The organism is Methanofollis liminatans DSM 4140, from assembly GCF_000275865.1.
GTDB classification, from domain to species: Archaea; Halobacteriota; Methanomicrobia; order Methanomicrobiales; family Methanofollaceae; genus Methanofollis; species Methanofollis liminatans.
This window is the reverse complement of record NZ_CM001555.1, coordinates 969,435-980,962: the sequence shown is the minus strand read 5'-3', so window position 1 is coordinate 980,962 and position 11,528 is coordinate 969,435. Positions and strand designations below refer to the sequence as shown.

Genomic DNA, 11,528 nt, shown 5'->3' with positions numbered 1-11,528 from the left:
CATTTTTACCCGCTTCACCCCCATCCTGCCAGAGGAGCCATTTTTTCCGTGATCCTGCATTTCCGTATTCACCCGCCGCACAATTTCCCTGATGATGCCCGGCGACGACGGGCAGATCGCCAAAAATTATTTTTAATTTAACTTTGAATTGACCATACCTTACAAATCAAAAAGAGAATATTTAAATTGTGATTCTGATAATAACCCTGCATGGATGGAATGGCCCGGACAGGTACGGCGGAGAGGAGTCTGACACTCCAGATCCCCATATTCTACAAGCTCTTCGTGAGCATGCTCTTTGTAGCGGTGATCCCGATCGCCCTGATCGGTCTCATGGCGGCCGGCGACACGGGCGGCATCGTGTCAAGCATCGGTCTGCCGGCGACGATCTTCCTCCTGACGCTCGTGACGCTCTCCATCGTGGTGATGTGGAGCTTCTTCCTTGCAAGCAGCATCACAAGCCCCATCACCCAGCTCTCAGAGGTCGCACGCTCGGTCTCCATGGGCGACCTGAAGAACTCCGAGGTGCACGTGATGACCAACGATGAGATCGGGGACCTCGCCTCCTCGTTCAACAGGATGATCAACTCCTACAAGATCCTGGATGCGCTCTCGCGGGAAGAGGGTGAGTGAGAGGAGACGCCATGGCGCTGAACGAGCGTTTGACTGCGGTCCTCAGGGAAGACCTCGGCCCTTCGGCCGGGATCGTGCTCTTAAAGTGCACGAAGAAGTCTCTGGGCAAAAGCCCTGCAGACCTCACCCCGGCCGATCTGCCGGCGCTTGCGGAGGCATGCCACCGGGCGGTCGGACCGGCACTCGGTGAGAACGTCGCCGCACGGATCAGGCAGGATATCCTCGCCCTGAAGGCATAGGACGGTTGGTATGCTCACGTTCGCACTTGGCAAACTCCTGATTGCAGGGGCAATCGGCGCCTGCGTCGCTGGACCCGACGGCCGGGTGCGCGGGGAGGCGGGCGCCGCCGACTGGGAGGCGGCGGCCCCCCTCATCCCGGCGGCTGCGGTATCCTGGAACAGCCTTGCAGGAGACCTCGGGGCGGATGGATTCGCCGGCGTCCTCATCGAAGCGGGCGGCGGCGTCCTGCTCATGATGCCCCTCCCTGGCGGCGACGTCCTCGCCGTCCTCCTCGAACCCGGCGCCAATCCCGGGCGCGTCCGCTACGAGATGAAGAAGAACCTCGACCTTATCGCATCGGTGATATGACAACCACACTCCCCGAAGGGACCAGCCTTGGCATGATGGAGGCCCCGCTCTCCTGGGTATACTCGCATACCGCACGGTTTCTCGGAAAAGTGCGGATTTTCGTCCAGGAAGGCGAGGGGTTCATGCTGATCAGGCGGGGCGAGGCGCTGGCGTACTGTTTCAGGCACGGGAGCATCACCCTTCGCGGCAACGCGGCAAAGGAGTACCTGCTCTCGCAGGACGCGGTCAAATTTTCGCTCTGCAAATACACCGAGGAGGAATTCGACCGGGCGGCGGCATGGTGCCGCGACCACGGCGTCCCGGTCCACGATCAGGGCAGAGCGGTTCAGGAGGCATCGTTACCCCCCTCCAGTGCCCCTCCTGCCACGCCCCCAATCTCGCCCCCGGTCTCGTCCCGGCCCGCTCCCGGGCCTGAAGCAGGCGTTTTGATGGTGGCGGAGTGCCGGGGCACAGATCTCCACGTCATCTCGGGCTCCCGCCCTGCAGGCCTTGCCTGCAGCAGGGTTCTCGCAGCGATCGAATCAGCCCGGACCCTTGCCGGGGCCGTACACGCCGGGGCGTTCTCCGGCGTGATTCTCGAAACACCAGATGGAGTACTTATCGCCGCCCCGACTGAGGAAGGGGCGGTCTGCGTCCTTGCCGAGGGAGGCATCCCGATCGGCCGGGTCAGGTCGATGCTCGCCGCCATCATGCCGGAAAGATAATCCGGTATCGGGGCCTATTCTGACTTGAACCCGATGACACGCCTTTTCACATATTATCCTGAAGATTTTGGAGAGCTGCCGGTCGACGTCATCCATATGGACCTCACCTTCTCGGTCCGGGACGACCACACCGAGGTCGCCTCGCGGATGCAGGTGCGGGTGAAGGACGCACCGGTTTCCTCCCTCGACCTCAATGCCCGGAGCCTCGAGGTGCTTGCCGCACAGTGCGAAGAGTACCCGGCGGCGATCAGATATGACCGGAAAAACCACCGTCTCTCCTTTATCTTCGACGCACCCCTCCTCCCGGGCACCGAACTCCACCTCGCCGCCCGCACCCGCTGCCGCCCGTCCAGCCATATCCTCGAAGGACTCTACTATGACGAGACCCCGGGCGGTGCGCCGCCGACCCAGATCACCCAGTGCCAGCAGTGGGGGTTCCAGCGGATCGTCCCGTGTTTCGACGACATGACGGCAAAGTGCACCTACACGACGACGATCATCGCCGACGGGCGCTATACGAATATCATTTCAAACGGCGACGCCCTCTCCAGGAGAAAACCGTGCGGGAACGGGCGGGTCGCCATCACCTACGACAACACCACGACCCCGATGGCCCCGTACCTCTTTTTCCTGGGCGTGGGCACCTATGCAACATTCTCCAGACCCTTCGAGTACCCGGACGGCCGCACCTTCACCCTCGAACTCCTCGTGCCGCCGGGATCAGACGAAGAGATCGCACGGCAGGCGCTGGAGGTGCTGGCAGACGGCGTCCTCTGGGTGTACCTCTTCACCGGGCCTGAACGCTACCAGGGCATCCCCCTGCGCCAGAAACTCTGGGACCTCTGCCATGAGCGCGATCGGGCAAGAGACGCCGGGGATGTAGAGCGCCTCGCCGCCCTGAGGGCCGCGCTCGCGGAGGGCGTGCAGGCGATCGTGCCGGGTTATGCCTACACCGGGACGGTCTACCGCGAGATCGGGATGCAGAACTCGGACTACGGCGGGATGGAGAACGTCGGCAACACCACGATCACCACCAACCGGATCATGCCCTTCCCGGCGATGACCGACCATGCCTACGAGTATATGGTGCGGGTGAAGGTCCACGAGTATTACCACAACCTCAACGGCTCTGAGGTGACCGGAAAGAGCCCGTTCGAGCTCTGGCTCAACGAGGCGGTGACCGTGCACATCGAGAACGCCCACTTCGGCTTCCTCTTCGGGGATGACTATGCCCGCATCCAGACGGTGATCGACCTGATCTCGCCTGAGGGCGGAACCTTCGCCCTCGACGCAGGGGCCGCCGCCATGCCGATCGAGCCCGACGGCTTCAATGACCCGAACGAACTGATCACCGGCGTCACCTATGTGAAGGCCCCGGAATTCGTCAGGATGATCGAGACCCTGATGGGAAAAGAGGCCTTCGCGCGCTCGCTCGATCGCTACCACCGACGCTTCGCCCACGCCAATGCCTCGCGGCAGGACTGGCTCGATGCGATCGGGGAGGTCGCAGGCCGGCGTTTCGACGATATGGCCCGGGTCTGGCTGAAGCAGACCGGCTTTCCCATCGTCAGGATGACGCACCGGTATGACCCTGACGCCCGGACCTGCAGGATCGCCCTCGAGCAGGAAACGCCCGCAGGCGCCGAACCCTGGACGTTCCCGTTTGTCGTGGCACTGGTGGACAGAAAGGGGCGCGACCGTGCCGAAACGACGCACCTTGTCACCGGGCGGCATGAGGAGATCCTCTTTGAGGACGTCGACGCACCGGCCTTTGTCGCGGCAAACCGGGGCTACTCGTTCTACGGTCGGGTGGTCGACGACGCAACCCCTGAGGAGCGGCACCTCCGGGCCCGGCATGATGCCGATCTCATCGGGAGGTTCTGCGCTTTCCAGTCGCTTGCCGGGGCCGAGATGCTCAGGCTCCTCGAGGATCCCGGTGCGGTGCCGTCCCCGGCGTTCTGCGACCTCTACTATGACCTGATCGCCGACCGGTCCCTGATGTCAGCCGCCGGCGGGCAGTTCCTGACGGTCTTCGAGTCGGTGGAAGAGCCGCGTTTTGCCCACCGCTACACGCTCCTCCACACGGCGCGTCGGCGCCTCCTGCAGGGGATCGCCGGGCGGCACCAGGACGGGCTGGTGGACCTCTACCGCAGGTACGCCGCCGCGCCGGCAGGACGGAGCCCTGCGGCGATAAAGGAGCGGCAGGTGAAGAACCTGCTCCTCCAGACACTTGCGCCCCTCGACACACCGCCGGTCCACGCCCTGATCAGGGAGCAGTTCGAGACGGCGGCGAATGCCACCGATCGCCTCGCGGCGTTCTCGGCCTATATGGACTCTTCGGCACCTGACAGGGATGAGGTCTTCGACCTCTTCAGGGTACGGTCTGAGGGCGACCTGGTCTCATGGGAGACCTTCCTTGCCGCCGTCGCCGGCATCAGAGCACCCGACGCCCTTTCCCGGATACAGAAAGCAGCGGAATCCTCATCCTTCAGGATCGAACAGTCCAACGATCAGCGTGCCCTTTTTGGACGGTTTGCCCGCAACCGGCCGCTCTCCCTTGAGACCGGGGAGGGGAGGGAGTACCTGGGCGAGGTGCTCTCGGGGCTGGCCGTGATCAACGAGTACAATACCGTCGGGGCGCTGGAGGTCTTCGGCGCCCTCGATCAGATGGGCGAGGACGATCAGGCCCCCCTCGTCGCCGTCCTCCTCCGGATCATGCGGGCCGCAGACCCGCAGGAACAGCCGAGCGTGTACAACACGGCGCGGCGCCTCCTCCATGGGGCACCGCATGCGGTGGCGGCGTATATCAGATCCTTTGGCCCGGCCCCCGAACTCGCCGACCTGCCGCACCCCGGGCCAGTGGGGGACACCACAAATGAACACATATGATCTTTGAGGCACACATATTTTTTATTATATTTTTCATACGCAATTCAATGTTGTCGCGGCCGATTTCAATTTAAACAGAACATGACAGGAACAAACGTATTATCCCTAAAAATTGATTCACGAATCCCTTTTTGCCCAATTAAAACAGAATATGCCAATTTTGGCCAAATTAAACCCTCTCTTTCCTTTTTCTTGCGCGTTTAATCAATTCAAATTGAAATCTGACCAATTATAGAGCGCAGAACCAATCGAGGGCATAAGAGAGGCGTACTGCGGTTGTGGGTATTAAAATCGGTTTAAATCGGGCTTCGTTGGATTTGGACGGAATTTCAAAGAAATTGTATAAATTAGGCGATTAATTGACATCATAAATCAATTCAGAACAAAATTTGGGGTTTTTATCATGATCGAGGAGAGGTGTCTTGATGGAAATTTTTAAATCCTGAATATGTGTTGTAATTACATCAATGCCTCCAGAGTTCTCTCCGGAGGGGGTTGTGATAAAAATGACTGAGACCGATATCCGCAATCAGGCTGACATGCTTAACGTGAACGAGACCGTGAACTACTGGGACTCTCTCTCTGACGATGAGATCATCAAGAAATACAATGAGCAGGGTTCCTGGGGGCTTTACACCAGTGTCGATCTCAAGGACTGCGACCCGGCAGCGATCAGAGACGCCGACCTCATCAAGCGGTTCATCGTCGAGCTCTGCGACCTCATCGACATGAAGCGCTTCGGCGAGCCGACCGTCGTCCACTTCGGCCCGTGCGCCAAGGTTGCCGGCTACTCCATGACCCAGCTCATCGAGACCTCCCTGATCTCCGGTCACTTCGCCAACGACACCAACGCTGCCTACCTCGACATCTTCTCCTGCAAGGCCTACGGCCCCAAGCAGATGGCCGAGTTCTGCAAGAAGTTCTTTGGCGCCAGCTCGATGACCACCCACGTGCTCTTCAGAGACTGAAGATCACACCCCTTCCCTTTCTTGTTCTTTGCCCGTTCGGGCCTGTTTCTCACACCGCCGCCGGTCAGGCAGGGCGTCTTTTTGCGTGAGGATCTCCGGAGAAGCAGACCGACCTCACGCGAGAGACGGCGACGGTCATAACCGGATCAGGATCGACCGCTCCTCGGTATAGCGGTCGAGCGACCGCGGCCCGTTCTCTCTCCCGATGCCGCTCCCCTTCGTCCCGCCAAACGGCGCTTCCGGCGGGATTTTCAGGTGCTGGTTCACCCAGACGATCCCGGCCTCAAGGTCCCGGCAGCCGCGTTCTGCCCGCTCCAGGCTTTTCGTCCAGATCGAGGCGCCAAGGCCGTAATTCGTCGAGTTCGCCCCTTCGATCGCCTCATCGAGATCGTGCACCTCGATCACCGGCAGGATCGGGCCGAAGACCTCCTCGCGCAGGGGCAGGGCGCCCGCGGGCAGGTCGGTGACGACCGTCGGCGTAAAAAACCAGCCCTTTGTACCGGTCGCCGCCCCGCCGGTAAGGAACCGCGCCTCGCCGGAGAGATCGTCTGCGATCTGCTGCATCCTCTCGTAGCCCGCGGCATTGTTCAGCGGGCCCATCCCGACACCGGCCCCCATGCCGTCGCCGACGACGATCCGCTCCGTCTTCTCCTTCACCAGTGCCCTGAACCGGTCGGCAACGCTGGAAAAGACGTACACCCGTTTGACGGCGGTGCAGACCTGTCCGCAGTTGTAGAACCGGCCCCGGACCACACCGGCAGCGGCCTCTTCGAGATCGGCGTCGTCGCAGACGATCGCGGGGTCGCTCCCGCCGAGCTCCAGGGTCAGGTGCTTCATCGTGGGCGCCGCCGCCTCGGCGACATGCCGCCCGGTCCCGACCTCCCCGGTGAACGAAACCTTCCTGACCGCCGGGTGGGTGACCAGCGCCTCCCCGAGGCTCTCCCCGGGCCCGGTGACGATGTTGAGCACGCCTGGCGGCAGCCCGGCCCTGACGAAGAGTTCGCCGATCTCGAGGGTGGTGAGTGGCGTCGTGCTCGCGGGTTTGAGCACCATGGTGTTTCCGGCCAGGAGCGCCGGCCCGATCTTCCACCCGGCGATGATCACCGGCATGTTCCAGGGCACGATCCCGACGCAGACGCCCAGGGGCCGCTTCTCGATGACGATCCGACCATAGGCCTTCGTCGCCATCGTCTCGCCGTGGAGCGACGAGGAGAGCCCGGCATAGTACTCCAGGATATGCGCGAACCCCCTCACCTCGTCGGTCGCCTCCCTGAGGGGTTTGCCCTGCTCGGCGACAAGGAGGGCCGCCAGTCGTCCGACCTCCTCCCGCACCAGGGCGGCGGTCCGGGCGAGCACCCTGCCGCGCTCCAGCGCCGGCACTTCAGACCACCCGGCGAGAGCGCCCTCAGCCGCCTCGACCGCCGCCCCGGCGTCTTCGGGCCCGCCCAGCGGGACGCTCCCGATCTCAGCCCAGGTGGCCGGGTTGACGACGCCCATCGTCCGCCCTGACGAGGCGTCAGTCCATGCACCCCCGATCAGCATCTTCATCATGGAAAAAACCTATCTTTTAAGAGAAATAGACTTTTCCCACGATCGGCGTCCCATGAACCGATCATCCACGGAGCATCCGGATGGACTGGAAACGAAAGACAACACTCCAAACATTTCTCGCGCAACCGCAGATCGGCGTCACCGATATCCCGGACGACGTGCTCGAACGCTATAACCGGGCGTTCACCCATCGCTCCTATGCCCACGAAAACCCCTTCGGCCTCCTCCCCTGCCCGGACTACGAGCGCCTCGAATTCCTGGGGGACCGCATCCTCAATTTTATCGTCGCCGAGTACCTCCTCTGCACCTTCCAGTGCTCCGAAGGAGCGCTTTCAAAGAGGATGGAGGCGACAAAGAACGAACACCTCGGTACAATCGTCCCGGGCACCGGCATCGGGCTCGAAAACCTCATCCTCCTCGGCGTCGGTCAGCCCCTCATCCCCTCGATCATCGCCGACGTCTTCGAGGCGTTCATCTGCGCCCTCTACCTCCATCTCGGCCTGGACAGGACACGGTCGATCGTCCTCGGGCTTGTCGCCGACGATATCCTCCACTTCGACCCGAGCGGAAACACGATCGGCCGCCTTCAGGAACGTCTCCAGCAGGAGCGCCTCGGCCTCCCTGAGTACCTGATCGTCTCCAGGGACGGCCCTGACCACGACCCGACATTTGTCAGCGCCGTCACCGTCGCCGGGCACTTCTCCGCCTTCGGCAGCGGTGGGAGCAAGGCCGGCGCAAAAAAAGAGGCTGCACGGGTCGCCCTCGAGGTGCTCGAAACACCCTCGTGAGCGGTTCACCCGAGGACGTCGGGCTCTTCAAAGTCCTGGAGCTCGTCAAGGAAAGGCATCAGCCCGGTGAGATAGGGTGTCCCCTCGATCTCGCCCACCATGACGATCTCGATCATGATCGGGAGGTCCTTGAGCCTGATATCAAAGGCATACGGGTCGTACTCCCGGGCAAACTTCAGAAACGCCTCGACGGAAACAAAGGGACGGTCCGACTCGGGCACACCCGCATACGCCTTCTCATCGCCCTCAAGGTCTCCTTTTCGCGCCATCTCCTCCTCGAAGTAGATGATAGAACGCACTGTGTAGCAGTTCGAGAGCCGCTGGAGTTCGAGGATATCGATTCTCGCCCCGGGCTCGATGCCGAGGGCGGCAAACTTCTCCTGGACGGTCGCGCCGTTCAGGTCATGAAATGCACATTTCTCTGACATAATCTCTCCACATTATGATTCCAGATAGCACCGGCACCGCCCGATCGTCACGGCCATCAGGGCGGCGAGGATCGCAGTAACGGCGAATGCCGCAGAAAAACTCTCCACTTCGGCGACTACGCCGGCAACGAACGGTAAGAGCGTCATCCCGGCATAGCTGGAAGCGTTGAAGAGCCCCATGATCGCTCCCTGCTGTCCGGGATTCGCCGCAAGATAGTTGATCTGGGCGATCATCACCACACCGGCGATCCCCCCGATGAACACGAACGCCGCCGGCGTAAAGAACGAGAGCGCCACCCCCGCCGCCATCAAAACGGCAGAGACCCTGATCGTCGGGATCGGGGCAAGGTGAACCCTTGACGCTGCAAGGGAGGCGACGATCGTCGCCACGTTCATCAGCCCGAGTTGCACTCCCAGGTTCGCCGCGGACTCGCCGGTGAAGTCGGGGTAGAGGGCGGTCACCACCCCGGTCGCCCCGATCAGCACGATCGCCGAGATGTAGAGCCAGAAATTATCTCTGCCGACGCCGAGCAGGTCGGCACGCCCCCGCCCCGGCCCGACCGTCTCCCCCACAAAGACCGTCATCAGCAGAGGAACTGCCGTGAAGGCGGTGAAGACGATGACCCCGCCAAGCACACCCGCAGGCACGGTGAGCCAGCCGGCCAGGACAAGACCGGAGACCAGCCCGAGGTTCAGGGCGGCGATGAAGTTGCCGCTCATCCCCTCGTGGTCGGGCTGGAGATTGATCCAGGACATCGCCGCAGGCACGAAGAGGCCGGCGGCGACCCCCTCCACCGCACGGATGGCGAGCAGGGCGACGGGATCTGATATGACCAGGATCAGGGCCCCGCTCACGAGGGTGAGCACAAGCCCGGCCCGGAGCAGCGGCACCCTCCCGATACGATCAGAGAGGATTCCGGCCGGAATGACCGTCAGCATCGCCCCAAAAAAATACGCCGAATAAATGGCGCCCTGCAGGGCGGTGCCCTCAGCAAGCGAGGGCAGGACCGGCACCACGGCGTTTGAGAGCGCCATGACGGCAAAGACACCGAGCAGGAGGGGGAGGCGCTGCTTCATCTGAATTATACCATACGGTAGGTCTCGAGGTTCAGGGGCGAGCGCGTCTCGATGTGGAAGCGCTTGTAGATCGAACTGGCAAGGTCGATCGTGCTGTTCTCGTCGCCGTGGATCGTGAAGATCTTCTCTGGCCTCGGCTGGATATGCTGGATAAAGCCCATCAACTGTTTCCGGTCTGAGTGACCGGAGAAACCGTCGACGGTATCGATGTCCAGTTTCACGACCATCGTCTCCCGGTTGCCGACCGGGATCTCGCGCCAGCCTTTCTGGAGGCGGCGGCCGAAGGTCCCTTCAGCCTGGTAGCCGACGAAGACGAGCGTGTTGCGCTCGTCAGGGGCGAGGGCGTAGAGGTACTCCATAACCGGACCGCCGCTGAGCATGCCGCTGGTGGTGACGATGACACAGGGGTCGCCGCCGATCACCTTCTCGCGCAGATCAGACGAGTCGACCTGCACAAAGCATTCCGCAAGGAAGGGGTTCATGCCGTCCCTGAAGATCTGGTTGCGGAGGTCCGCATTGAGATACTCCGGGTAGGTGGTGTGGATCGCCGTCGCCTCCTTGATCATGCCGTCGAGATAGACCTTCACCCGCGGGATCTTCTCCTTTCTCATCCCCTCTTCGAGGGCGAGCATGACCTCCTGGGACCGACCGACGGCGAAGGCAGGGATGATCACCTTGCCGCCCCGCTCGATCGTCCGTGTCACGATATCGTAGAGCTTTGCCTCCGCGTCCTCGCGGGCCGGCTGGAGGGCATTTGCCCCGCCGTAGGTGCTCTCCATGAACAGGGCTTCGAGGCGGGGGAAGGTCGAGACCGCCGGGGAGAAGAGACGGGTCTTCTGGTAGTTGAAGTCCCCGGTGAAGGCGATGTTGTAGAGGCCGTCGCCAAGGTGGAAGTGGGCGATCGCCGAACCGAGGATATGACCGGCATTATGGAAGGTGAGTTTGATATCAGGCGCAATGTCGGTGACCGAACCATAGTTGAGAGTGATCGAGTGCTTGATATACTCTTTCACCTCGTTTGAGGTGTACGGCTGTCTCCCGCTCTCCTTTTTGACGACGTCGAGGTAGTCGAGCTGGAGCATGGCGGCCAGGTCGCGTGTCGGGGGGGTCGAGTACACCGGGCCGTCATAACCATATTTAAAGAGAAGAGGGACGAGTGCGCAGTGGTCAAGGTGGGCATGGGTGAGGACGACGGCGTCGAGCGAGGAGAGGGGCGAGATCTCGGGGACGTAGAGGTACGGGGTGCTCGTCGTGCTCCCGGGCTTTTCGCCGCAGTCGATGAGGACCCGACTCTCGGGTGTCGTCAGCAGGAACGCCGCCCGTCCGACCTCTCGGCAGCAGCCGAGGGTCGTGACCCGCACCCACTGGTCCTTTGCGATCACGTCACGGTGGATCCGCCGGCCGATCGTGCGCAGGAACGTCTTGCGCTCGTCCTTGACCGACCTGAGGTACTGACGGACCTGTTTGACGGTCGAGCTCTCGATCGGCGGGGTGCGGACCACTTTGGGGGTCCAGCAGGTGCTCTTGGTGATGTCGCGCAGCGTCGCCCCGTTTTTTCCGATGACAATGCCGGGCTTTTCCGCTTCGATCAGCACCTCGCCGGTGTCAGGGTCAAAAAAGATATCGGAAATGCCGGCGTTGTCAGGGACGACCGATTTGATCTTCGTCGCGGCCGTCTCGGGGTCTTCGAGGATGTTCGGCCGTACGACGATGCGTTTGCGCAGTTCCCGTGCGAGAACCCTGATCAGATCCTCCTGGTCGGCGAACTTTTTGGGATCATCGGTGTAGATGACCAGTTCTGGGCCTTCAAATTCAACATCAGAGATGGTGATCCCGGCCGGGACCTTGGTATTGATCTTATCCCTGAGTTCCTTGAGTCTGTCCTCAATCAACATTAATATC

The 11,528-nt window shown here is 61.8% G+C and carries 11 protein-coding genes; 7 read left to right on the top strand and 4 right to left on the bottom strand.

Annotated elements, in window-relative coordinates; all coding sequences use genetic code 11:
- Positions 1-210: 210 nt before the first annotated feature.
- From METLI_RS05030 to speD, 6 genes are all read left to right on the top strand, one after another.
- Entirely contained in the window at positions 211-633 is a 423-nt protein-coding gene (locus tag METLI_RS05030; protein ID WP_004038548.1) for a HAMP domain-containing protein, read from the top strand.
- A gap of 11 nt (positions 634-644) precedes the next feature.
- Positions 645-872 carry a hypothetical protein gene (locus tag METLI_RS05025; protein WP_004038546.1) on the top strand — a complete coding sequence of 76 codons (228 nt, stop codon included), beginning with the start codon at positions 645-647 and terminating at the stop codon, positions 870-872.
- Positions 873-882: 10 nt separating this feature from the next.
- Complete coding sequence (locus METLI_RS12360) at positions 883-1,221, top strand: roadblock/LC7 domain-containing protein (RefSeq protein WP_004038544.1); 339 nt, start codon at positions 883-885, stop codon at positions 1,219-1,221.
- Positions 1,218-1,925, top strand: a complete 708-nt coding sequence (locus METLI_RS05015; protein ID WP_004038542.1) for a hypothetical protein — start codon at positions 1,218-1,220, stop codon at positions 1,923-1,925. The genes METLI_RS12360 and METLI_RS05015 overlap by 4 nt, the downstream gene beginning before the upstream one ends.
- A gap of 33 nt (positions 1,926-1,958) precedes the next feature.
- A complete protein-coding gene (locus METLI_RS05010; RefSeq protein WP_004038540.1) occupies positions 1,959-4,814 on the top strand; it encodes a M1 family metallopeptidase in 2,856 nt (951 codons plus the stop codon).
- Positions 4,815-5,320: 506 nt separating this feature from the next.
- Positions 5,321-5,782, top strand: coding sequence for an S-adenosylmethionine decarboxylase (gene speD, locus METLI_RS05005; RefSeq protein ID WP_245529402.1), 462 nt, complete (start codon positions 5,321-5,323; stop codon positions 5,780-5,782).
- A 135-nt stretch (positions 5,783-5,917) separates the two neighbouring features.
- On the opposite strand, the gene METLI_RS05000 is transcribed toward speD, so the two are convergent.
- The gene (locus METLI_RS05000; protein ID WP_004038536.1) at positions 5,918-7,333 is read right to left on the bottom strand and encodes an aldehyde dehydrogenase family protein; all 1,416 of its coding nucleotides are present in this window, start codon (positions 7,331-7,333) and stop codon (positions 5,918-5,920) included.
- Positions 7,334-7,413: 80 nt separating this feature from the next.
- On the opposite strand from METLI_RS05000, the gene METLI_RS04995 reads away from it, so the two are divergent.
- On the top strand, positions 7,414-8,121 hold the full coding sequence (locus METLI_RS04995; protein WP_004038534.1) for a ribonuclease III family protein: 708 nt from the start codon (positions 7,414-7,416) through the stop codon (positions 8,119-8,121).
- A gap of 5 nt (positions 8,122-8,126) precedes the next feature.
- On the opposite strand, the gene METLI_RS04990 is transcribed toward METLI_RS04995, so the two are convergent.
- From METLI_RS04990 to METLI_RS04980, 3 genes are read right to left on the bottom strand one after another with little or no spacing between them, the layout of a single operon-like run.
- Positions 8,127-8,549: a hypothetical protein gene (locus tag METLI_RS04990; RefSeq protein ID WP_004038532.1), complete on the bottom strand. Its 423-nt coding sequence runs from the start codon at positions 8,547-8,549 to the stop codon at positions 8,127-8,129.
- Positions 8,550-8,561: 12 nt separating this feature from the next.
- Positions 8,562-9,626: an MFS transporter gene (locus METLI_RS04985; protein ID WP_004038529.1), complete on the bottom strand. Its 1,065-nt coding sequence runs from the start codon at positions 9,624-9,626 to the stop codon at positions 8,562-8,564.
- Between the two features lie 5 nt (positions 9,627-9,631).
- On the bottom strand, positions 9,632-11,521 hold the full coding sequence (locus METLI_RS04980) for a beta-CASP ribonuclease aCPSF1 (protein ID WP_004038527.1): 1,890 nt from the start codon (positions 11,519-11,521) through the stop codon (positions 9,632-9,634).
- Positions 11,522-11,528 lie beyond the last annotated feature (7 nt).

Bases quoted from the DNA above. Each gene is read 5' to 3' on its own strand.
- METLI_RS05030 (WP_004038548.1), top strand. From the start codon at position 211: ATGGATGGAATGGCCCGGACAGGTACGGCGGAGAGGAGTCTGACACTC.
- METLI_RS05025 (WP_004038546.1), top strand. From the start codon at position 645: ATGGCGCTGAACGAGCGTTTGACTGCGGTCCTCAGGGAAGACCTCGGC.
- METLI_RS12360 (WP_004038544.1), top strand. From the start codon at position 883: ATGCTCACGTTCGCACTTGGCAAACTCCTGATTGCAGGGGCAATCGGC.
- METLI_RS05015 (WP_004038542.1), top strand. From the start codon at position 1,218: ATGACAACCACACTCCCCGAAGGGACCAGCCTTGGCATGATGGAGGCC.
- METLI_RS05010 (WP_004038540.1), top strand. From the start codon at position 1,959: ATGACACGCCTTTTCACATATTATCCTGAAGATTTTGGAGAGCTGCCG.
- speD (WP_245529402.1), top strand. From the start codon at position 5,321: ATGACTGAGACCGATATCCGCAATCAGGCTGACATGCTTAACGTGAAC.
- METLI_RS05000 (WP_004038536.1), bottom strand. From the start codon at position 7,333: ATGATGAAGATGCTGATCGGGGGTGCATGGACTGACGCCTCGTCAGGG.
- METLI_RS04995 (WP_004038534.1), top strand. From the start codon at position 7,414: ATGGACTGGAAACGAAAGACAACACTCCAAACATTTCTCGCGCAACCG.
- METLI_RS04990 (WP_004038532.1), bottom strand. From the start codon at position 8,549: ATGTCAGAGAAATGTGCATTTCATGACCTGAACGGCGCGACCGTCCAG.
- METLI_RS04985 (WP_004038529.1), bottom strand. From the start codon at position 9,626: ATGAAGCAGCGCCTCCCCCTCCTGCTCGGTGTCTTTGCCGTCATGGCG.
- METLI_RS04980 (WP_004038527.1), bottom strand. From the start codon at position 11,521: ATGTTGATTGAGGACAGACTCAAGGAACTCAGGGATAAGATCAATACC.